The organism is Pseudomonas sp. ArH3a (genome assembly GCF_022648765.1).
GTDB lineage: Bacteria > Pseudomonadota > Gammaproteobacteria > Pseudomonadales > Pseudomonadaceae > Aquipseudomonas.
Map to the genome: position 1 here is coordinate 4,540,544 of NZ_CP080330.1, position 21,925 is coordinate 4,562,468.

At 61.0% G+C, this 21,925-nt stretch carries 19 protein-coding genes and 2 pseudogenes; 11 read left to right on the top strand and 10 right to left on the bottom strand.

What is annotated here, in order from left to right; translation table 11 throughout:
• Positions 1 to 257: 257 nt before the first annotated feature.
• On the top strand, positions 258 to 1,052 hold the full coding sequence (locus tag K0P33_RS20570) for a helix-turn-helix transcriptional regulator (RefSeq protein WP_242150926.1): 795 nt from the start codon (positions 258 to 260) through the stop codon (positions 1,050 to 1,052).
• Positions 1,052 to 2,473, top strand: coding sequence for an efflux transporter outer membrane subunit (locus K0P33_RS20575; RefSeq protein ID WP_242150928.1), 1,422 nt, complete (start codon positions 1,052 to 1,054; stop codon positions 2,471 to 2,473). The genes K0P33_RS20570 and K0P33_RS20575 overlap by 1 nt, the downstream gene beginning before the upstream one ends.
• Positions 2,474 to 2,478: 5 nt before the next feature.
• Here K0P33_RS20575 and K0P33_RS20580 read toward each other — a convergent pair whose 3' ends face one another.
• Positions 2,479 to 2,880, bottom strand: coding sequence for a Rid family hydrolase (locus K0P33_RS20580; RefSeq protein WP_094951534.1), 402 nt, complete (start codon positions 2,878 to 2,880; stop codon positions 2,479 to 2,481).
• A 219-nt stretch (positions 2,881 to 3,099) separates the two neighbouring features.
• Positions 3,100 to 3,374 (bottom strand): annotated as a pseudogene (locus tag K0P33_RS20585) (hypothetical protein); the annotation flags it as partial.
• 311 nt (positions 3,375 to 3,685) lie between these two features.
• On the opposite strand from K0P33_RS20585, the gene K0P33_RS20590 reads away from it, so the two are divergent.
• Positions 3,686 to 4,237, top strand: coding sequence for a Dabb family protein (locus K0P33_RS20590; RefSeq protein ID WP_094951533.1), 552 nt, complete (start codon positions 3,686 to 3,688; stop codon positions 4,235 to 4,237).
• A 60-nt stretch (positions 4,238 to 4,297) separates the two neighbouring features.
• On the opposite strand, the gene K0P33_RS20595 is transcribed toward K0P33_RS20590, so the two are convergent.
• The 5 genes from K0P33_RS20595 to K0P33_RS20615 all read right to left on the bottom strand — a co-directional run bounded on the left by K0P33_RS20595 (position 4,298) and on the right by K0P33_RS20615 (position 8,772).
• Positions 4,298 to 5,227 (bottom strand): pyridoxamine 5'-phosphate oxidase family protein, encoded by a 930-nt coding sequence (locus K0P33_RS20595; protein WP_242150931.1) that lies wholly within the window; start codon positions 5,225 to 5,227, stop codon positions 4,298 to 4,300.
• Positions 5,228 to 5,306: 79 nt separating this feature from the next.
• Entirely contained in the window at positions 5,307 to 6,191 is an 885-nt protein-coding gene (locus tag K0P33_RS20600; RefSeq protein ID WP_242150934.1) for a LysR family transcriptional regulator, read from the bottom strand.
• A 16-nt stretch (positions 6,192 to 6,207) separates the two neighbouring features.
• Entirely contained in the window at positions 6,208 to 7,128 is a 921-nt protein-coding gene (locus K0P33_RS20605; protein ID WP_242150936.1) for a LysR family transcriptional regulator, read from the bottom strand.
• Between the two features lie 34 nt (positions 7,129 to 7,162).
• Positions 7,163 to 7,795 (bottom strand): glutathione S-transferase, encoded by a 633-nt coding sequence (locus K0P33_RS20610; RefSeq protein WP_242150939.1) that lies wholly within the window; start codon positions 7,793 to 7,795, stop codon positions 7,163 to 7,165.
• A 104-nt stretch (positions 7,796 to 7,899) separates the two neighbouring features.
• Positions 7,900 to 8,772: a LysR family transcriptional regulator gene (locus K0P33_RS20615; RefSeq protein ID WP_242150942.1), complete on the bottom strand. Its 873-nt coding sequence runs from the start codon at positions 8,770 to 8,772 to the stop codon at positions 7,900 to 7,902.
• Between the two features lie 147 nt (positions 8,773 to 8,919).
• On the opposite strand from K0P33_RS20615, the gene K0P33_RS20620 reads away from it, so the two are divergent.
• Both K0P33_RS20620 and K0P33_RS20625 read left to right on the top strand, forming a co-directional pair.
• On the top strand, positions 8,920 to 9,693 hold the full coding sequence (locus tag K0P33_RS20620) for a glucose 1-dehydrogenase (protein ID WP_242150945.1): 774 nt from the start codon (positions 8,920 to 8,922) through the stop codon (positions 9,691 to 9,693).
• 13 nt (positions 9,694 to 9,706) lie between these two features.
• Positions 9,707 to 10,759 carry an L-idonate 5-dehydrogenase gene (locus tag K0P33_RS20625; RefSeq protein ID WP_242150948.1) on the top strand — a complete coding sequence of 351 codons (1,053 nt, stop codon included), beginning with the start codon at positions 9,707 to 9,709 and terminating at the stop codon, positions 10,757 to 10,759.
• 141 nt (positions 10,760 to 10,900) lie between these two features.
• Here K0P33_RS20625 and fetB read toward each other — a convergent pair whose 3' ends face one another.
• Both fetB and K0P33_RS20635 read right to left on the bottom strand, forming a co-directional pair.
• Positions 10,901 to 11,692, bottom strand: coding sequence for an iron export ABC transporter permease subunit FetB (gene fetB, locus K0P33_RS20630; protein ID WP_094951525.1), 792 nt, complete (start codon positions 11,690 to 11,692; stop codon positions 10,901 to 10,903).
• Positions 11,689 to 12,366, bottom strand: coding sequence for an ATP-binding cassette domain-containing protein (locus K0P33_RS20635; protein ID WP_094951524.1), 678 nt, complete (start codon positions 12,364 to 12,366; stop codon positions 11,689 to 11,691). Before K0P33_RS20635 ends, fetB begins: the two co-directional genes overlap by 4 nt.
• A gap of 131 nt (positions 12,367 to 12,497) precedes the next feature.
• Here K0P33_RS20635 and K0P33_RS20640 point away from each other — a divergent pair, with 131 nt between their 5' ends.
• On the top strand, positions 12,498 to 13,574 hold the full coding sequence (locus K0P33_RS20640) for an aldo/keto reductase (RefSeq protein ID WP_242150951.1): 1,077 nt from the start codon (positions 12,498 to 12,500) through the stop codon (positions 13,572 to 13,574).
• Positions 13,575 to 14,101: 527 nt separating this feature from the next.
• Positions 14,102 to 15,126 (top strand): annotated as a pseudogene (locus K0P33_RS20645) (IS110 family transposase).
• 308 nt (positions 15,127 to 15,434) lie between these two features.
• On the opposite strand, the gene K0P33_RS20650 reads toward K0P33_RS20645, so the two are convergent.
• The gene (locus tag K0P33_RS20650) at positions 15,435 to 15,956 is read right to left on the bottom strand and encodes a chemotaxis protein CheY (protein WP_242150954.1); all 522 of its coding nucleotides are present in this window, start codon (positions 15,954 to 15,956) and stop codon (positions 15,435 to 15,437) included.
• A gap of 207 nt (positions 15,957 to 16,163) precedes the next feature.
• On the opposite strand from K0P33_RS20650, the gene K0P33_RS20655 reads away from it, so the two are divergent.
• Genes K0P33_RS20655 through K0P33_RS20670 form a run of 4 tightly spaced genes read left to right on the top strand, consistent with a single transcriptional unit; the run spans position 16,164 to position 21,890 of the window.
• The gene (locus K0P33_RS20655; RefSeq protein ID WP_277933783.1) at positions 16,164 to 16,850 is read left to right on the top strand and encodes a molecular chaperone; all 687 of its coding nucleotides are present in this window, start codon (positions 16,164 to 16,166) and stop codon (positions 16,848 to 16,850) included.
• Positions 16,851 to 16,873: 23 nt separating this feature from the next.
• Positions 16,874 to 17,854, top strand: a complete 981-nt coding sequence (locus tag K0P33_RS20660) for a fimbrial protein (RefSeq protein WP_242150960.1) — start codon at positions 16,874 to 16,876, stop codon at positions 17,852 to 17,854.
• 57 nt (positions 17,855 to 17,911) lie between these two features.
• Complete coding sequence (locus tag K0P33_RS20665; RefSeq protein WP_242150963.1) at positions 17,912 to 20,710, top strand: ATP-binding protein; 2,799 nt, start codon at positions 17,912 to 17,914, stop codon at positions 20,708 to 20,710.
• Positions 20,697 to 21,890 carry an EAL domain-containing protein gene (locus K0P33_RS20670; protein WP_242150966.1) on the top strand — a complete coding sequence of 398 codons (1,194 nt, stop codon included), beginning with the start codon at positions 20,697 to 20,699 and terminating at the stop codon, positions 21,888 to 21,890. Before K0P33_RS20665 ends, K0P33_RS20670 begins: the two co-directional genes overlap by 14 nt.
• The last annotated feature ends 35 nt before the right edge of the window (positions 21,891 to 21,925 follow it).

Below are 21,925 nucleotides of genomic sequence, written 5' to 3' on the forward strand. Positions count from 1 at the left end.
TCATTATTAATCAACTAGTTAATTCACTATAAAAAATCCACTGCGCTTTTCGTAGGCGGAATACCCCGTCAGAAACGTCGAATTAATGACGTGGTTTTTATGTCAACTTGTGTCCCTCGTTTCCGCTACATACGTAGGACAAATCCCTATGGCTAAATAAAATCTCGAACGCCGAGTAACGTTCAAGCAGTACGGAGCGACCCGACGCGGACCCAGGGTGCCCGTTGACGGTTTTCGACATCAAGGATGAGATGGCTATGAGTCTGACCCGTAGTATTGGCGACACCCACAGCCCGCATTTTTATGCCGAAATGGGAGAGTTGATTTCAAACAGCGGCCACGAAGACTTCGCTGCCAACATGCTGCATTTGGTGGACAAGTGGGTGCCCATTCATCTGGTTGACCTCAGTGAATGGACCCTGGATGAACTGCGCGACAGCGTGCGCGAGATCAAGCTGCTAGGCAGTGCCGGGCTGAAAAAGGATGTGTCTGCGCCGCAGGCTGCACACCCGCTGAGGGACCACCCACTGCTGCGGCAAATGCTGCGCATGCAGGACCCGCTGTTGATCCAGTTGAAGGCCAAGACCAACAGCGAACACCCGCGTGGCAGTTCGCACCAGTGCAACCTGGTTTCGCGCCAGGGCAATCGCCGCTGTGTGATTTCGTTCTATCGCCTGCCGACCCAGCAGGGGTTTTCCCTGGCCGAATTGTCGTTTCTCAAATGCCTGTCAGACACCCTGCTGCCGCTGATGGAGCGGCATGCGCAGATCCTGCGCCAGGCGTCGCACAACGCGATTGAGCCGGCCCACAACCCACTTGAGCAATCGCAGTTGCAGCGCGAGTTCTACAAGCGTTTGTCCCTCAGCGATATCACCCTGTCGGCGCGCGAGCAGGAGGTGTGCCTGGGCTTGTTGACCGGCGGCACCGTGCCGCAAATGGCGGAAAAACTCAGCGTGAAAAACAGCTCGATCGAAACCTACCTCAAGCGCGCTGCTGCCAAGTTGGGCGTGAGTGGCCGGCATGGTTTGGCCAAATGGATGGTTGGCGCCTGATGAATAAATGGATGCTCACCAGCGTAAGCATGGCCTGGATGCTCGGCGGCTGTTCGTTGATCCCCGAGTACCAACGGCCGGCGGCGCCGGTGCCTGTGCAGTACCCCCAAGGCGGGGTCTACAGCCTGGCGCAGGCCGGTACCGTGGCGGTTACACCGGACTGGCAGCAGCTGTTCCACGACCCGGCCTTGCAACAGCTGATTGGCGCGGCACTGGTCAACAACCGCGACCTGCGTGTCGCGGCGCTGAATGTGCAGGCCTTCCAGGCGCAGTACCGGATCCAACGTGCAGACCTGTTTCCGGCCGTGTCGGCCAGCGGTGCCGGCAAACGCCAGAAGTTGCCGGGGGGCGTGACTGGCACGGGCAAGTCCGCGATCACTTCCAACTATTCCGCCACCCTGGGGCTCAGCGCGTATGAACTGGACCTGTTCGGCCGTGTGCGCAGCCTCAGCGAACAGGCGATGCTCACGTATTTTGGCACCGAAGAAGCACGGCGCAGCACGCAACTGAGCCTGGTGGCCAATGTGGCGAATGCCTACCTGACCTGGCGCGCCGACCAGGAACTGCTGGCCCTGGCCCAGCAGACGCTGGTAGCCAACGACCACAGCTGGCAACTCACCAGCCGCAGCAAAAACGCGGGCAAGGCTTCAGCGCTGGACGTGGTGCAAGCGCGCACGGCCGTGGAAAGCACCCGCGCCAGCGTGGCCCGTTACGAACGCCAAGTCGCCCAAGACCTCAACAACCTCGCCCTGCTGGTGGGCGGCCCGGTGGATGAAAACCTGCCATCGCGGCCACTCGCCGCTGACTGGGTGGCGCGCGTGCCGGCCGGTTTGCCCTCGGACCTGCTGCAACGGCGCCCGGATATCCTCCAGGCCGAATATCAACTGCAGGCGGCCAACGCGAATATCGGTGCGGCCCGCGCGGCGTTCTTTCCTTCGGTCACCCTCACCGCCAATGCCGGCAGCGCGAGCAAGGAGCTGTCGGGGCTGTTCAAGGGTGGTTCGGGCACCTGGACCTTCCAGCCGCAGATCAACCTGCCGATCTTCAACGCCGGCAGCCTGCGCGCCAGCCTCGATTACGCGAAACTGCAAAAAGACATCAGCGTGGCGCAGTACGAAAAGTCGATCCAGACAGCGTTTCAGGAAGTCGCCGACGGCCTCGCTGCCCGCCAAACCTTCAACGACCAGTTGGAGGCGCAACGCGATTTCGTCGCCGCCAACCAGGCTTATTACGACCTGGCCCAACACCGCTACCGCAGCGGCGTGGACAGCAACCTGACGTTTCTCGATGCACAGCGTTCGTTGTTCAGTTCACAACAGGCGCTGATTGTGGACCGGTTGGCGCAGTTGGTGGCGGAGGTGAACCTGTATACGGCGTTGGGTGGCGCATGGGGGGATGCGTCGGTGCTGTCACGGCGCTGAGGTGATTAATGCGCAATCACCGCCTCCGCTTCAATCTCGATCAACCACTGCGGCAACGACAACCCGCTGACGATGATCCATGAAGACGGCGGCGGGTTGTGCGGGAAACGCTGGCGAAGGGCTTGCGCGATCGGCTCCTGCTGATCACGCGCAGGCTCGGCGATGTACAGCCGCAGCATGATCACATGGGCCAGATCGCCGCCGACCTCGGCCAGCACCTTTTCGATATTGTCTAACGCGGTGGCGGTTTGCTCGGCGATACCAGGCCCGACGGTTCGCTCTTCGGCATCCACACCCACCTGGCCGGAAAGCAGGATGCGCCGACCATCAGGCACTTCGATAGCCTGGCTGAAGCCGTATTGCAGGGAGTTGAATACCGTTGTGGGGTTGATGACCTTACGTTGCATGACGAGTCCTTGTTGTCGGTGGGAAAACAAGGCTAACCCATAGGCTTTGCTCAATCTGACGGTTCAACATCCAGCAACATTTTGGCAGAACTGTGTCGGGCGTATACCGTCGCTGAATAGAGCGGTGGTCCCTTGTGGGAGCGAGTTTAACTGCCAGCACCGCAGTGCTCTGGTTTGCTGTGGGAGCTGGCTTGCCTGCGATGCAGACACCTCGGTCTATCAGCGAGACACCGTTGATGCCATCGCAGCGGTGCGGCGGCGTTGGGTCACCCGCCAGACCTTATTGCCCACGTCATCCGCCACCAGCAGCGCGCCCTGTGCGTCCAGGGTCACTCCCACTGGCCGACTTTGAGCTTCACCTGCGGCGTTGAGAAAACCAGTCAGGAAGTCGATGGGCGTGCCAGCGGGTTGCGGTTCTACGAACCGTGCTCACCGACAAACACACCATTGGCAAACGCCGCCGGCATGCCACACGCATCGGAGAAGGTCAGGCCGGCACCGCCATCGGTGGCGCTTTCAGGCATCGGCGGGCGATTGCTTTCGGCGACCAATACATCGCCACTGGGCTGGTGTAGACCCCGCGCGGGTGATCGCGATTGTCGGCCAGGGCTGTGCCCTACGTCACCCGCCACACAGACTACTCTTACACAGGTTTCGGATTTCATCCGACCAACTGGTTAACAGCTCTGTCATACGCTGCCACACGGCGCCAGTCCTGAAGAGTGTGAGGTGTCACAGGCAGTACTCAAGATTAGACAGTGCCAATGGCCAACATTGAAGCAACCCAATATAAGGATACGACCCCATGATTCGTTTTGTTCGTAACACTCTTCAAACCACACTGTTCACCGCAGGGCTGCTGCTTGGTACCAACGCAGCATTCGCACAAACGCCGGCGCCTGATGCTCAAGCCGCCACCCAGAGACAAACACTGCAGGCTGAAATAACGCGCGAGGGTCTTAAACGCTTTACTGCACCGGGTTACAAACCCGGCCGCGTCGAACATATCGTGCTGTTTCGCTATAAAGATACGGTCACCGACAAACAAAAAGCCGAGGTCAAAAAACGTTTTCTGGCGCTTGAACAGATCGCCAAGCGGTCAGGCAAGCGTTACATCACATCCATCATCACCGGCAAACAGAACAGCGGCGAAGGTGTAGACCATGGGTTTGAACAAGCCTTCGTGGTGCGCTTCAAGTCCGAGGGTGATCGAAATTATTATGTGGGGGCGCCGATTGTAGAGGACGCGAAGTACTACGACCCTAAGCATGCCGAATTCAAAACGTTTGTCGGCCCACTGCTTGCCGAAGGCCAACAGGGCGTACTGGTCTTCGACTTTGCCGCTGACAAGCACTGATCGGCGCGCGCAGACAGGGGTGGATGAGACACTAGATCGAGCGTGTTCGCTGGCCTGGCATTAATTCCCCATCGCCAAGCTATGGGGCGAAAACCCTGCAAACTGCCACCTCAACGCCAATGCCGCCGGGCGGCGCACCATATGTTCAACGGTCACCGTCCACAACCGCTGCGCGCCCTCAAACGCCGCCACTTCGGGGCCGCTGAGGATCAGTGAGGTGCGCCCGGCAATCTGCAGCACGTCGCCCGACTCGAAATCGATAAACAACAACCCCGCCACCGGGTTCGCCGACAGGTTGCCCAAGGTATTGAAGAACAGGTTGCCGGCGAAGTCAGGGATGGTCAGCACGTTGCCGTCGACGCGCACAAAACCGGTATTGCCGCCGCGATGGGAGACGTCTACCGAACGTTGGCCTTGCACGTCAACGAAGCTTGCGACGAAGAAGGTGTCGGCGTTTCGGATCATGGCCTGTGCCGTATCATCCAGACTGTTGGAACGCTCGGCCAGGGTGCCGGGTTTACGCGCAATCGCATCGACCGGGCGCAGTTGGATGTACTTGGGGCAGTTGCCGAACGTGTGCACCACGTCGACCGAGAAACCCTCGTGATCGAGGCGGCCGATGCGGCCATTCATGCGGTTGCGGCGCCGGGTGTTGAGGTCGATGCCCAGCAGGCCCACAGACCCGCCACGGAGTATTGCAGGCAGCGCCGGGTCACCCTTGGACGGCATGCTGTCGACCTGTAACGTCTGCGGATCCGGTGAATGGGCAAACCCCGGCGCGCCTTCCAGCAGTGTCGCCCACGGGATGCCCTGTGCATCCACCGCACCGAGCACCAGATAAGGCAGCAACGGATAAAAATCCCGATGCTGTTCCGGCAAATGATCACGGATCACCTTGGGCCCAACCACTGCCATGCGCTCGGCAACGCCGGCACTTTCCTGCATCTGCCGTTCGCCGGCATGCCAGGGGGATTGTTCGATCAGGTTCATGGCGATCACCTCATAGTGGATGGGCCCAGGCTAAGCTCAGCCACCCATCGAGAGAATACCCACGCCAGGCAATCCACTATTACGCCAACTGAAATGCCGGATGTTCACGCAGCGCCGCCACGCAGTGGTCGACAAAACTGCGCACGCGCATCGGCGCATTGCGGCCCTCGCGGTAGACCACGTGCACCGGCAACGGCGGCCCTTCAAAGGCTGGCAACACGCGGCGCAATTGGCCGCTCACCCGATGTTCGTGAACCGGGTAGCTCAGGCAGCGAATCAACCCTGCACCGTGCACGGCCGCATTGATCGTGCCTTGCACCGTGGCGCAACTCAGGCGCGCGCGGGTCTTGAGTGAATAACCTTGAAAGTCCCAGTGCACCCGATCGGCGTTGGCGATCAGGTGGTGGCGCTTGAGGTCATCGGGGTGCATCGGCTCACCATGAGTGGCGAGGTAGCCGGGGCTGGCGCAAAGGATAGGCCGCACCTGCCCCACCGACCGGGCGATCAGCGACGAACTGGGCAGTTCGCCCACCAGTACCGCCACGTCCAGCCCCTCTTCGTGCAGGTTGGGGTAATAGTCGTGATAGCGGGCGACGAGACGCACGTCAGGGTAACGGGCCATGTAAGCCGCCAACACCGGCGCCATCACGTAGCGGCTGAACAGCACCGGCAAAAATACCTGCAGATTGCCCTGGGGCTGCACGTGCAAGCCTTTGGCCGAGGCCTCGGCGGCGTCCACGGCGGCCAGTAGGCGCACACAGTCGGTCATGTAGGCGTTGCCCGCCTCGGTCAGGCTCACACCCTGCGTCGTACGCAGCAGCAAAGGCACGTGCAGGCGTGCTTCCAGGCGGGCAATCGCGCGGGCCAAAGTCGGGCCAGAGACCTGCGCATGACGCGCCGCCGAAGCCAGGCTGGGTTGCCCGGCAAGCGCCGCAAACAGCTGCATGTCGCGATAACGTTCCATTAGGCGCGTCGCTCCATCAGCCGCGCTGCTTCATCGCCGGGTTCAGGGCCGCGTCCTGCCCGAGGCGATGGGTGAGGAAGTCGACAAAGGTGTGGACCTTGGCCGGTACGCGGCCGCTCTTGAGGAACACCACCTGGATCGGTAGCGGCGCCGGCTCAAAATCCTCCAGCACGATCTCCAGCTCCCCTGCCGCCACCGAAGCCGCGACCTGGTAGGACAGCACCCGCGTCACGCCCCAACCCAGCCGCGCCACGTTAATCGCGGCATTGTTCGCCGTGACTACCAAACGCGGTTCGATGGGCACCGTCAGCGGCTGGCCGCCGTCGACAAACCGCCATTCACTCACCAACTGGCTGGAGGACGGGGTGACGACCTTCGCTTCACGCAGCTGCTCAGGCCGCGACGGGCGCCCGTGCTGGTCGAGATAACCGGGCGCGGCGCACACCACTCGGCGCACTTCGCCGACCTTGATCGCCTGCTGCCCCGGTTCCTGCAAATGGCCGATACGCACGGCCACGTCGACGCCTTCATCGGTCATGTTGACCACGCGGTCGACCAGCAAGGCGTTGATATTCACCAGGGGAAAGCGGTCCAGGTAATCGCCCAGCACTGGCGCCACATACAGCTCGCCGAACAGCACCGGCGCGGTCACCGTCAAGTGCCCACAGGGGATGGAATAACTGCCTGCCGCGGCTTCTTCAGCTTCATCCAATTCGGCGAGGATACGCCGACAATCTTCCAGGTAACGCTGACCGGCCTCGGTCAAGTGCAAGCTGCGGGTGGTGCGTGCCAGCAGTTGAGTGCCGATGCGTTGTTCCATGGCGGCGATGGCCCGGGTCACGCTCGGCGGCGAAGTGTTCAGGCGGCGCGCAGCAGCGGCGAAGCCCTCCTCCTCGGCCACCGCGAGAAACACCTGCATTTCATGAAATCGGTCCATCGGCGTTCACTCTAATAGCTACAGGGTATTCACATTACTGTGCTTGCAGGCCAACGGCCGTGCGCGGCATGCCCACGAAGCCCGGCAATGCTTCAATGCTGGTAAGCCAGGCGCGCACTTGAGGGTAGTCGGCCAGTGACACATTGCCTTCCGGCGCGTGGGCCACGTAGGTGTAAAAGGCGATATCGGCAATGCTCGGGTGTTCGCTGGCCAGGAAGCGGCTTTGGCTCAGTTGCTGCTCCACCAACTTCAACAGGGCGTGAGAGTGGTTGATCGCGGTGACGGTATCAACATCGGCGCCAAACACCACGGCCAGTCGCGCCGCAGCCGGCCCAACGTGAAGTTGCCCGGCAGCGGCCGACAGCCAGCGCTGCACGCATGCTTGGCCGACAGGATCGGTCGGCAGCCACTGGCCGTTGCCATAGGTGTTCGCCAGGTAGACTAGGATCGCATTGGAATCGGCCAATACGGTGCCGTTGTCGTCAATCACGGGCACCTGGCCAAAGCTGTTGAGGCTGGCGATAAAATCCTGGGATTTCTGGACGCCTTGCTTGAGGTCCACCAAGATAAATTCCTTGGGCAAGCCCAACAACGACAGCATCAGCTCAACCCGATGAGAGTGGCCGGACAGCGGGAAACCATAGAGTTTGATCGCAGGCTGAGACATGAAAGGCTCCAAAGGTGGGGGATCGAGGCCTGGCATAGTCTACCGCCGCCCTGATCGATGGAATCACCAGGATTTACAATCCAGTATTTCACCGGGTGAAACAATCATTCGCCAAATAATTCCACGATCAGATTAAACAACGTGGTTTTCACTGCGCTGTCCAACTCAGTCCAGGCCAGCCCGGTGCTGGCCTGATACGCCCCCAGTTCCAAGTGCCGCGACACACAATTGGCCGGCAATGCCCGCGCCGCTTGCTGCGGCAACACTCCAACGCCCAGCCCTGCCGAGACCAGCGCAAGCATGGTGGTGAACTCGCCCAGTTCCGAGGCGATGTCCAGGGTGATGCCCAACGCGTGGATAAACTCGTCGTAAAACCCCGGCGCGTAACGCCGCGCGAGGATGTACACCGGCACGTTGAGCAAATCCGTGGGCTGGAGTGTTTCCTGGGCCGCCAAGGGATGATCGATGGGCAAGGCCACGCAAAAGCTTTCGCGCAATACGGCGCGGGTCTGCACGCCAGGGTGCGCGGCGGGCAGGCGCATCAGGCCGAAATCCAGCTGGCCGTTTTTCAAGGCCGCGGCTTGATCGGGGCCGGGCATGTCCTTGAGTTCCAGCTCGATACGCGGGTAGCGCTGATGCACCGCGCGGATCAACGCCGGCAACAGCTGCGGCAGCACCGAAGACACAAACCCCAGGCGCACCCGGCCGATTTCGCCACGGCTGGACGCCCGCGCCGCATCCGCCGCCCGCGCAGCCTGGTGCAACGTGGCCTGGGCTTCAGGCAGGAACGCGCGCCCCGCTTCAGTCAGCGTCACCGAGTGGCGATTGCGATCCAGCAGGCGCACACCCAGGCCACTTTCCAGCAACTTGATCTGCATGCTCAGCGCCGGTTGCACGATCGACAGCTGCACCGCCGCGCGGCCGAAATGCAGCTCCTGGGCGAGCACCACAAAGGCGCGCAAGTGCTTTAGCTCCATAAAGCCTTCCTGGTTATCACAGAATTTGATCACTCAATCATAAATGAACATTGGACCTGCAGCCCTCGCAGGAGTGAAGTGAAGCCCATCCAAGCAACCCTAAAACGGTTTTGCTTATAACACTAAGCACGCCAGGAGAGCCGCCTCATGCACAGCGTTTTAGACACCTTCCGCCTCGATGGCCGGCTCGCGCTGGTCACCGGTTCCAGCGCCGGTATCGGCCTGGCGATTGCCCGTGGCCTGGCGCAGGCCGGTGCGCGGGTGGTGCTTAACGGGCGCAACCGCAGCACCTTGCGCGATGCAGCGGCCACGCTGACGTTGGAGGGCCTGGAGGTGCACACCCAGGCGTTTGACGTGACCGACAGCGCGGCGACCCAGGCCGCTGTGGCCGATATCGAAGCGCGCCTGGGGCCACTGGAAATCCTCGTCAACAATGCCGGCATGCAACGCCGTGGCCCGCTGGAAGACTACAGCGAGCAGCACTGGCGCGAGCTGATCAGCACCAACCTCGACAGCGCATTCTTCGTTGGCCAGGCCGTGGCACGGGTGATGATCCCGCGCAAACGTGGGCGCATCATCAATATCTGCTCGGTGCAAAGTGAATTGGGGCGCCCGGGGATCGCGCCGTATGCGGCGAGCAAAGGCGCGTTAAAAATGCTCACCAAGGGCATGGCCATCGATTGGGGCCCGCATGGGTTAACGATCAACGGCATCGGCCCTGGCTATTTCAAGACCGAACTCAACGCCAACCTGGTGGCCAACCCCGCGTTCAGCGACTGGCTGGAGCAACGCACGCCAAGCCGCCGTTGGGGCGACGTGGCCGAGTTGGCCGGCGCTGCCGTCTTCCTGGCCAGCGACGCCGCCAGCTTCGTCAACGGTCATATTCTGTACGTCGACGGTGGTATTACTGCGTCGCTGTAACCCGGAGAGCCTTATGCACGCTATCGTTTGCCATGCCTCAAAAGACCTGCGGGTCGATCCCCTGGACGAACCGCAAACCCTCGCCCCCGACCAACTGCGCGTACGCATCGCCCGTGGCGGTATCTGCGGTTCGGATTTGCACTACTACCAGCACGGCGGTTTCGGCACCGTGCGCCTGCGCGAGCCGATGGTGCTCGGCCATGAAGTGTCGGCGGTGATCGACGCCGTGGGCAGCGAGGCCGGGTTGTTCAAGGCTGGCCAGCGCATTGCGGTGTCGCCATCACGCCCGTGCGGCGGTTGCCGGTATTGCCACCAGGGCCTGCCGAATCATTGCCTGAACATGCGTTTCTACGGCAGCGCGATGCCCTTTCCGCATATCCAGGGCGCGTTTCGCCAGAGCTTGGTGATCGAGGCCCATCAGGCCCATCGACTGGCCGACCACGTCAGCCTCGCCGAGGGTGCACTGGCCGAGCCCTTGTCAGTGGGCTTGCACGCGATTCAACGTGCCGGCGCGGTGTTCGGCAAACGCGTGTTGGTGACCGGCTGCGGCCCCATCGGCAACCTGCTGATTGGCAGCCTGCGCGCCGCCGGTGCCGGTGAAATCGTGGCCGTGGACCTGTCCGCCAGCGCCCTCGCCTGCGCCGAAAAAATGGGCGCCACACGCACCCACAACCTTGCCGACGGCGCCGATGCGCTTAAGCGCTACAGCGCCGAAAAGGGCTACTTCGACGTGATGTTCGAAGTCTCCGGCAGCGCCCAGGCTCTGCGCAACGGCCTGGAATGCATCGCCCCACGTGGCGTCCTGGTGACGGTGGGCTTGGGCGGTGATGTGTCGTTGCCGTTGAATCTGCTGGTCAGCCGCGAGATTGATACGCGTGGCACGTTCCGCTTCCATTCGGAGTTTGCCCAGGCGGTGGACTTGCTCAATCGTCAGATCGTGGATGTGCGCCCGGTGATCTCCCATACCGTGCCGTTTGGCGAGGCGGTCAAGGCGTTTGAGTTGGCGGCGGATAAGACTCAGGCGATGAAAGTGGTGCTGGATTTTGGTGTGGCGGATTTGGATTGAAGCCTTCCCGCTAAACCCTGTGGGAGCTGTCGAGCTTTAGCGAGGCTGCGATAACAGTGGTTCAGTCAACTTATTCGGCGACTGATACACCGCTATCGCAGGCAAGCCAGCTCCCACATTTGAGCTGAGTTGGCTGCTCTGTCAGCGTTCTTCGAGACGATCGCGCAAAAACCGGTGGCTCGTAGAAAACAGCCGCCGGTACGTGAGCAGCACCGCTCCCACCGTACCCAGCGCCGACGACGCGGCAATCAGAAACATGATCACGATCTGATACCGCACTGCGTCCACCGGGCTCTCCCCCGCCAGCACCTGGCCGGTCATCATGCCGGGCAGGCTGACGATGCCGACCACGGTCATCTGGTTCAACGTGGGGATCATCCCGGCGCGCACCGCCTGGCGAATCGCTTCCTGGGCGGCTTCCCAGCGTGAACCGCCGAGCGCCAGGATCATCTCGATGGTATTTCGCCCGGAGGTCAGTTCCTGGGTCATACGCTCAATCCCCAAGGACACACCGGTCAGGGTGTTGCCAAGGATCATCCCCAAAATCGGAATCGCATATTGCGGCTCGTACCACGGGTGGATGCGGATCACCGCAAACAAACCCACCGCCGTGACCAGCCACGAGCTGCCCCACACCGACAGGATGCTGTCGACCCGTTGCCCGCGATAGGTCCTGCGCCCACGCCCCGCCGCCGACAGGCCGGCGATCAAGGTCATTGCGCACATCAGCGGCAGCACCACGTACCAGTAGGCGAACTCGAACACCCAGCCCAGCAGATAACCGATGGCCAACAGTTGCACCACAGTGCGCACCGCCGCCCACAGCAATTGTCGACCAAGGCCCAGGCGCAACAGCAATGACAGCGCGCCGTTGATCAGGATCAGCGAGGCAGCGATGCCCATGTCCAGCGCGGTGAGGTTTTGATAGTTCATGGCTGTGCCGCTCCACTCAGCACGCCCGCGCTCATGTGCAGGTGGATGGCGCTCATGCGTTGGGCCTGGTCGAGGTCGTGGGACACCCAGATGAAAGCGCGCGAGTTATCGCCGGCAAACCAGGCGTCGATCAGCGCTTCCACATCACGCGATGACGTGGGATCGAGGGCGGCAGTAGGTTCATCGAGCAACAGCACTTCGGGGTTCAGTTGCAAGGTGCGAATCAACGAGACCACCTGGGACTCACCGCCCGACAAGTCACCGGCGTTTTTCTGCAGAAAGTCCGGGGCTTTACCGGCATGCTCCAACAGCGTGGTGACGGCCTGCAAATCGAAGCTGCGCTTGCGCAGGGTCTTGAGGCTGAAGGGAAAACGCAGGTTGTCTTCCACCGTGCCTTCAAGCAGCGCCGGGCGTTGCGACAAGTAGCTGATGTGGCTGCGGTAGTGGGGAATCTCTGCATTGGCGATTGGTTGGCCATTCCACAAAATCTGCCCGGCGCTGGGCGCATCCAGCAGCGCCAGCGCGCGCAGGAACACGCTTTTACCCGAGCCGGACGAGCCGGTGATCGACACGCGGTCGGCGCGGTTCAGGGTGAAATCCGTGGGGTGGAGCAAGGCCACTTGGCGGCGCTCATCCCGGCGCGTGAGGGCGCGGGTTTCTATCAGTGCGCTCATGGACGCGGTGTTCCTCTTAAATCCTGTTGGTGCAATGGTGCGGCAGGTGCACGAAGATTTCATGAAAAAATTCAAACTATCGCCCTTCATGTCGTTCACACCTTCACGTGCAACGTAAAACAGGAGGCGACATGCTCTACCGACAACTGGGCCATTCGGGCCTGCTGGTATCCGAAATCATCCTGGGCACCGTGCCCTTCGGCGGTCGCGCCGAATTCGAAAAATGCGGTTCGGTGGACGTGCCCCAGGCCAAGCGCATGTTCGACATCGCGTTCGACGCCGGGGTAAATATGGTCGACACCGCCGACCTCTACTCCCACGGCCTAGCCGAAGAAGTGGTGGGAAAAGCCTTGGGCGACAAGCGCCACGACATCCTGCTGGCCACCAAGGGCCGTAGCCCCGTGAACAACAACCCGAACAACTCCGGCTCCTCGCGTTACCACCTGATCCGCGCCTGCGAAGCCAGTTTGAAGCGCCTGGGCACCGACCACATCGACCTCTACCAATTGCACAACTGGGACGGCCTGACGCCGATCGAGGAAACCCTCGAAGCGCTGCGGCTGTTAGTTGGCTCGGGCAAGATTCGCTACTTCGGCACCAGCAACTTCACCGCCTGGCAGATGATGAAAACCCTGGGCAAGGCTGAGCTTCACGGCATGCTCAAACCCATCACCCAGCAGATTTACTACACGCCCGAATCCCGCGAGGCCGAGTACGAATTGCTGCCGCTGGCGCTCGACCAGTCCATCGGCACGCTGGTGTGGGGCCCGATGGGCGAAGGCCTGCTGACCGGCTCGACCCGGCGCGGGCACAAGCCACCGGCCAATACCCGCCAGGGCAGCGGCTGGCCGGAACCCTATGTACATGACCAGGAACGTGCGCTGGACATCATCGAAACTCTCGCCGCCGTGGGCGATGAGCATGGCGTGTCGGTCGCGCGCACGTGCCTGGCGTGGCTCAAGGATCGCCCGGGCATTACCTCGCTGATCGTCGGCGCTCGCACCGAAGAACACCTGCGCGACAACCTCGCGGCGACCGAACTGAAACTCACAGAAGAACAGTCTTCACGTATCGAAGCGGTGACCCGTCGCCAGCCGTTGTATCCATACTGGCATCGTTTTACCGCCGGGATTGACCGCTTTGACCCGGCGGAGCAACCGTTCCTGGCTGAGCATCAAAAGACCATGGATGCCAGAACAGATAAGTAAGGGACGACAGCTATTCAAATGTGGGAGCGGGCTTGCCCGCGATGGCATCAACTGTGTGTCACTGACAGACCGAGGTGCCCGCATCGCAGCATAGGTATATGGGGTGAGTGCTGTGGTTGTCACGGGGCCGCTGGGTACATATCCGTTGCTGCGGTATTGGCTGATATGGGTTCCGCCCTTACGGCGGGTCACTTTTGGAAAAGAGCCCGGAATGCCGGCCCAGCCAAAAGTAACCAAAAGGGCTCTTGTCCCACCACTCGCCACCTCGCCTAGGCTCGGTGTGCCCGAACGCAGGCATTACTCCGCGGGCCGCCGCGGAGTAATGCCTGCGTTCGGCCAGCGTGGTTTAACGGGGCGCCTAAGATCAAGATCAAAAGCAGATCAAAAGCAAGCCGAAGCCGAGGCGGCCTGACAGTCGACCTGATCCTGGAAGCTGAAACTCAATCAAATAATGAGATGGCTACCCCCGCCGCCCCCTGTGAACGCCCACTAAGCTTTCACAGGGGGATCTATCGGAGACCGCAGCCATGAGCAAAGTAGACATCACCGCCGTTGACCTTGGTAAGCACAGCTATCACGCTCACGAACAAGATGAGCGTGGCCATGTACTGCTGCGCAAAAAGTTTAATCGAGCAGGATTGCTCCAGCATTTAGCTTCCATCGAGCCTTGTACTGTTGTGATGGAAGCCTGCGGCGGCGCCCACTTCATGGCGCAACAAGTCGCCATGCTGGGACACACCCCCAAACTTATTGCTCCTCATCTCGTGCGCCCTTACGTAAAAGCAATAAAACGACTTCGCTGATGCCGAAGCGATTTGTGAGGCAGCTAGTCGCCCAACGATGCGTTTCGTACCAGTAAAACCCAAGCTCAGCAAGCGTTGGCCATGCTCAACTCGGTCCGCGACTCGCTTATCAAGGAACGCACAGCCGCCGTTAATCGAATTCATGCAGGGCTTTTGGAGGTGGGTGTCAGCTTGGCACCGGGCTTTAAATCAGTCAAAGAGGTGCCCGCGTTACTCGAAACAGCCTCATTTCATGGGCTGATCAAAAAGCTGCTGCAAGGGCTGTATGACCACTACGTCTACCTGGATCGTCAGGTTAAGGTTCTCGACAAAGAAGTTGAGAGCCAAGTCGCTGAAGATGATCTGGCTTCTCGTTTGATGACAATTCCCTGCGTTGGCCCGATCACCTCCAGCGTCTTGGCTGCGGAGTTGGGCGATGGCAAGCAGTTCAAATGTGGTCGAGGCTATTCAGCCTCGATAGGACTTGTGCCAAAGCAGCATTCTACTGGCGGTAAAACCGTACTTTTGGGCATCAGCAAGCGCGGAGATCGAAACCAGCGACGCTTGTTTGTTCAATGTGCCCGTATCTACTTGATGCACTTGGATAAGCAAAAGGGAGTTTGGCCGATTGGGTTCGCAAGCTGCTGGCAGGCCATCGGCACTCCAATTTAGTGGTCTGCGCGCTAGCCAACAAGCTGGCAAGAATCGCTTGGTCGATCGCGGCAAACCACACTGAATTTGATGCAGGGCCAAGCGCGATGAACGCTTGACCCTGCTGTCACCCAAGCACCACCCACCTGGTTTTGCGATGCTGGATAACAGATGACGTGAACGGCCAACCGGCCTGACGACAACCCTGAGCTCCCACACGGCTGAAAGGCCGTCCAAATAATTAGGGTCGTTGGGCATCAATTCTCATCGAGGCGCGGGGCCAATACCCCACTCAGACGCCGAATAGATGAAAGCAAGCCATACACGCCATCAAAGACAGTATTGCAGAAAAGGGGGTAACCATAGATGTGGGAGCTGGGCGACGACCACCTGCCCGTCTGGCGTGGCTGATGCTGCGCCATAGCGCTCAGCGCTTGGGCGACAACCCGACCGCACACGCTATCACCGCCGGGTCGCCCTGGTAGAGGCCGCGCGGCGCCGTCGACAGGTGGCTGACGCGGCTGTCGACGGCGCGCAGTGTCGGCCGCTCAACGGGTGGCAGGCTATGGTCCGGGTCGACAATCTCCATGCAGCGGCGCAGGGAGTTGAAGTCCGGCGATTGTGACAACGACAGGTGCAGGGTCTGGCTCACCGATACCGACACCACCGAACTCTGCGCGCATTGCCCGTCATAGATCAGCGTGTGGCGAATCAGCGGGTTGTCGTGGCAGTACTTCAACAGGTTGACCTGCCGCGAGTGCACCAGCGCGGTGTTGATAATCAACAGGTCAAACGCTACGCCGTCCACGCGTGTTAACGCCTGCAGCTCGTCGAACGAGCTCAAGGGGGCGATGCGGTAATAGCCCAACTGGTTGAGCATTTTCTCAATCTTGATCCGTTGCAGCAGGTCTGCATCGGCAATCAGAAGGCGTAACGCTTTATTGGACATAGGGTAAACCTGACAGGTGGGCATCCGCGTCGATCATTCAACGCTGAACACGTTACCCGTCAGGGGTGAAACCTGACTTTAAGGCGATTCTGAAACGGCAACGGGGTACACCTGCCCACTTTTAAGAATCGCCTGAAAGCCCTCGCCCCACCCGCCCCCTACCATGGGCTGCGTTCCCACACGCTCCCATGGAATCCATCCTTGCTCATGTTTCTACTCAGAATGGTGATTTTAGCCTGCGGGCTGCTGGCCCTGGCACCGCCGCCTGCCAGCGCCGCGCTGAAGATCGAAGGTACGCGCCTGATCTATTTTGGCCAGGACAAGGCAGCCAACATCGGCGTGGTCAACCAGGCACCGCGTGAGGTGGTGGTGCAAACCTGGATCACCGGCGAGGACGAAGGCGGCGAGCGCACCGTGCCGTTTGCCGCCACCGAGCCGCTGGTGCAACTGGGTGCCGGCGAGCATCACCAGTTGCGCATCCTGTATGCCGGTGAAGGCTTGCCCACCGATCGTGAATCGCTGTTCTGGCTGAATATCATGGAAATCCCGCTCAAGCCCGAAGACCCCAACAGCGTGCAATTTGCGATACGCCAGCGGCTCAAGCTGTTCTATCGGCCGCCCGCGCTCCAAGGTGGCTCGGCTGAAGCGGTGCAGCAGTTGGTGTGGAGCAGCGGCGACGGGCGCACCGTCACGGTCCGTAACCCCAGCGCGTTTCACCTGTCGCTGGTGAACCTGCAAACCGACAACGAGGCGCTCAGCGATTACCTGCTGCTCAAGCCGTACGAGAGCAAAACCCTGACCGTGCCAAGCCCCTTGCCCAAGGGCACCACCCTCCATTTCACCGAAATCACCGATATCGGTTTGCAGGCCCGCCATCGCGCGGCACTCAACTGATGATTCGCGGGGTATTTACACCAATGTCACTGACCAAACGCTTTTTACCCATGCTGCTGTGGGCCTGCGCGGTCCTGCCCGCGACCAGCCACGCACTGGCCTGCCGTGAAGACGGCACCGGCTCGATCATTACCCAAGAGGCACTAGGCACCGCGCTGGCGGTAGCTGCCGATGCACCCAACGGCAGCATCATCTGGGAGTCCGGCCCGCGCTCCACCAATGTGATCTGCAAGGACGACTACAAAGTCGGCCGCGAAGAAGTGTACTTCTACGTCAACCCGGGCAACGTCAGCATCGGAACGGGTATCCGCGTGGGCATTCGTTATAACAACCAGCCGATTACGCAAAGTACCGGCAAGGTCGGCACCGGTTTTTTTTCCGACCGCGGCTGCACCTCCAACTGCATCGGCTGGGACAAGGCGCGCTTCACGCTCAACTTCAGCGTGTACATCGAGAAGTACGACCCCACGCCACCCAGCGGCCAGGCCAGTACCCTGACCTCGTACCGCGTGTTCCAGCTCGACGGCGTGCGCGGGCTCAACTCACGGCCCAACAGCAACTTCAACTACGTGGTCACCGGCATGAACGGCATCCGCTTCGTGCCCTGCACGCCCGAGCTGACCATCACCCCCAGCGTGGTCAACTTCCCTATGCCCTCGCGTAAGTTTTCAATCGGTGAAGTCGCCAGCACCGCGAACTTCAGCCTGAACCTGCGCAAGGGTTGCGACACGCCCTACACCGTCAGCGCACGCTTCGCCACCACGCCGGGCGGCGGCAGCGTGATTAACGGCTTGCTGGTGCCGGATAACAACAAATCGGTGGGCATCTCGTTGTCCCGCGCCGAGAGCCAGCAACCGTTACCGTTCAACAACTGGTTCACCCTGCAGGAGCTGATGGGCCTGGGCCAGAGCCACGATGAATTTCGTGCTGACCTGAAGTGGCGCACCCTGCCGATTCCCGGCGCATTCGACGCCGCGGTGGTGGTGGATATGTACTACAAGTAGCGGGTTTTTAAGGATCGTCTTATGCCACGCGCAAAGGTCGACGCTTAAAGTCCGCCGATGCGATTGAAAAGTTATCTGCTCCAAATCAACCCCGTCCTCTCCCGACCCGAAGCAGCCAGAAGGCTGCTTCGTATTTTCGCGACCGTGCTGCTCATCGGCATCCTGAGCGGGGTGTATACCTTTCTGCTGTCGACCTTCAATAACGATATCTCCCAGCGCCGCGGCTACATGAGCAGCGCTATCGCCGAAGCCCACACCTTTTTCACCAACCGCGAAGCCTTGCTCGAAAGCCTGAGCCTGTCGGCGGTACGCAAGCAGTCCAGGGTTTACCTCTCTTCGCCGGAAGAACAACACCTGCAACTGGGCGACACGCCGGGCAACCAGTGGAGCATCTGGCTGACCGCGCGCATGCGCGACTACCTCAAGGCCAAGCAGCTCAACCTGCTTTATGTGAACGCCGGCCCCAACCCGCAAGTGGTGCGGCTGTACGACGCGACCACGCAGGTGCTGCCGATGTCCAAGTGCATGCTCAACCGCCTCAAAGCCCTACAGCACAGCGACCCGGCCATGCTCAGCGAGCTGTGGCTGAGCGACCGCACCGAGCACCATTCGCACCTGTATATTTTCATCCGCCTGGACCGCCAAGACCCCACTTCCGGCTGGCTGGGCCTGGAAATGGAAAGCCGCGAAGTGTCCTCAACCCTCAGCGACCAGAGCGCTGGCGAGTTCATGATGCTCAACGCCCAAGGCACGCTGGTGTTTACCAACAGCGATGACACGCAGGCACGCCAGCAACACCTGCGGCCCGGCGAAGAAAGCTTCTTCGGCTTTGTCGGCAGCGGTTTGCTGCCCGATCACCTGGTGATCCGCAAACACCTGAAATCCTCGGATTGGCAGTTGATGTACTCCATCGACCTGCGCGCGGTGGTCAACGGATTGTGGAAACAGCTACTGGGTTCGCTGCTGTTCTGCCTGTTCAGTCTGGCGCTGATCTGGCTGGTGATGCGTCGGGTCGACCAGCGCTTCATCATTCCCTCGATCCACCGCATCCAGGCGTTGATCGAGAGCGAGGCGTTCGGCCGCGATGTGATCCAGACCGCGCCCGTTGCGCTGTGTGTGCTGCGCCGCACCGACGGCCAGGTGGTACTGGAAAACACCCTGGCCCAGCAATGGCTGGGCAACGGCCCGGAGTGCAAGGCATTGCGCGCTGGTTGGATCGAGCAGGCCTACGCCGGTGAACCGTCCGAACGCAGCGATTACTTTGAAACCATCGACGGCCGCCACCTGTACCTGAGCAGCGCGCCGACCCGCTACAGGGGCGAGGACGTGTTGTTTTGCGCCTTCAGCGATATCAGTGCGCGCAAGCAAGTCGAGGCGGCGCTGGAAGAAGCGCGGCAGTCGGCAGACGCCGCCAACGCGGCCAAGACCTTGTTCTTGGCGACCATGAGCCATGAAATCCGCACGCCGCTATACGGCGTGCTCGGCACCCTGGAATTGCTGGCACGCACGCAACTGGACGCCCAGCAAAAAGACTATCTGCATGCCATCGAAGGCTCATCTTCGACCCTGCTGCAACTGATCTGCGACGTGCTGGACGTGTCGAAGATCGAGGCCGGGCAGTTGGCGCTGGAAATGAGCGAGTTTTCACCGCTGGACCTCGTCCACGAAATCATCCAGGGCTACGCCGCAGCCGCCCAGGGCAAGGGTCTGCAATTGTATGCCTGCTTCGACCCGAAGTTGCCGGAGCGGCTGATCGGCGACGTGACGCGCATCCGCCAGATTCTCAACAATTTGCTGAACAACGCGGTGAAGTTCACCGACTACGGGCGCGTGGTGCTGCGGGTCAAAGTGCTTGGCCGCGATGGCGAGCGCTCAAGCCTGTTGTGGCAGGTTTCAGACACCGGCAAAGGCATCGCCCAGGAAGACCAGGCGATGATTTTCGAGCCGTTCTACCAGAGCGAAGGCAACACTAACGTGGTCGCCGGCACCGGCCTGGGCTTACCAATCTGCCAGCGTCTGACCGAATTGATGAATGGCAATATCCGCATGGTCAGCGAACTGGGGCTGGGCAGCAGTTTCAGTCTAATCCTGCCGCTGGAGGAAGCACCGACCCCACCGATGACCCCGCTGTTGGCCGAGACCATTTACGTGGTGTCGCCGATCCAAGAGCTGGCGCACTCCATCAGCGGCTGGCTGCGCCGCTGGGGGGCTCGCGCCCAGGCCGGCCTGCCGACGCTGCCGGAAAACCATCTGCTGCTGCAAGTGCACCCCGGCAGTGTCGACCCATTGCTGGCACCCGAGTGGCCGGGCCCGGTGATCCACGTCAGCAGTAACGCCTGCACCGCGCAGGAGGCCGAAGCCGGCGCCTGGCACGTCAACCTCAACCACCTCGGCGCAATTCATCAGGCCGTGAGCCAGGCCCAAGGGCTGTGGGTGGCCCGCGCCGGTGAGCAGACGCGCCAGAGTGACCTGAACAAACTCAACCTGCACCTGCTGGTGGCCGAGGACAACATCATCAACCAGCTGATTTTGCGTGACCAACTCGAAGAACTCGGCTGCACCGTGGAGCTGGCGGCCGATGGTCAGGAAGCGTTGCAGCTGTACACCGCCGGCAACTTCGACGTGGTGTTGACGGACGTGAACATGCCCCACATCAACGGCTATGACCTGGCACGCGAACTGCGCCGCCAGGGCTGCCCGTTGCCGATTATCGGGGCTACCGCCAACGCCATGCGCGGCGAGGCCGACCTGTGCCTGGCCGCCGGCATGAACCATTGCCTGGTCAAACCCTTTGCGTTGCGGGCTCTATTCAACTCCCTGGCGCCTTATGCACGGATCACCCATGAAGCCCCTTAGTATTTTGATCGTTGAGGACCATCCCCTGCAGCACGTCTACCTGCAGCACCTGCTCAGTGAGTTGGGGGATTTCATGCTCGAAACCGCCGAGGACGGCAAAGAAGCACTGGAGCGTCTGCGTAAGCGCGATTTCGACTTGGTACTGACCGACCTGCTGATGCCCGGCATGGACGGCGTGCAATTTATCCAGTGCCTGGCCAGCCTGCGTTGCAAACCGGCGCTGGCGATCATGAGCGCGGCGTCGCGGCGTATGTTGATGGCGGCAAGCCTGGTGGCGAAAAACCTCGATGTGGAAGTGATCGGGCTGATCTCCAAGCCCGTCGCCGCCGACGCCCTGCGCAGCCTGGTGGACCAGCTCAGGAACAGCGTGCGCAAGCCCTCCCCGGCATTGCCCGAACACTTGGACATCGACCGCCACACCCTGGTCCAGGCCATGAGCTCAGGCCAGCTCCAAGCCTGGTTCCAGCCGAAAAAGTCCCTGGCCAACGGGCGCATTGTCGCCGCCGAAGCACTGGTGCGCTGGATGCACCCCGAGCAAGGCGTGATGCTGCCCGCTGCGTTCCTGCCGGCGATCAAGGCATTCGAGCTGGAGGAGCGACTATTGTGGGTGGTGCTCAAGCAGGCGATCCACGCCCAGGAACGCTGGCGCCAGCGTGGCTACGAAATCCCGGTATCGATCAACCTGCCCACCCACCTGCTCAACAGCCACGACCTGGCCGACCGCCTGCTGGAATTTGTGCTGCACCACGACGGCATCCCGGGAATGATCTGCTTCGAGCTGATGGAATGCTCGGTGCCCCAGGACATCAGCAACTTCTACGCCGGCGCCTGCCGCCTGCGCATCAAGGGCTTCGGCCTGTCGCAGGATGATTTCGGCAAGGGCTACAGCTCGTACCTGAATCTTGTGTCCACGCCGTTTACCGAATTGAAGATCGACCAGTCGCTGGTGCAGGGCTGCCACGACAACGAAGGGATGGCCCAGGCGTTGGCGAGCATTATCGCGCTGGGCCGCAAACTCGGCCTGACCGTGGTCGCCGAAGGTGTCGAGACACCGCAGCAACTGGCCCTGCTGCGCAAGATTGACTGCAATCAGGTGCAGGGTTTCCTGATTTCTCACGCGGTTTCTTCTGAACAATTTCAACAACTACTGAACAATGATGGCCCCGCGACATCTCACTAGTTGGCGGCCAGGGATTATCTGTTCGATAGTAAGGA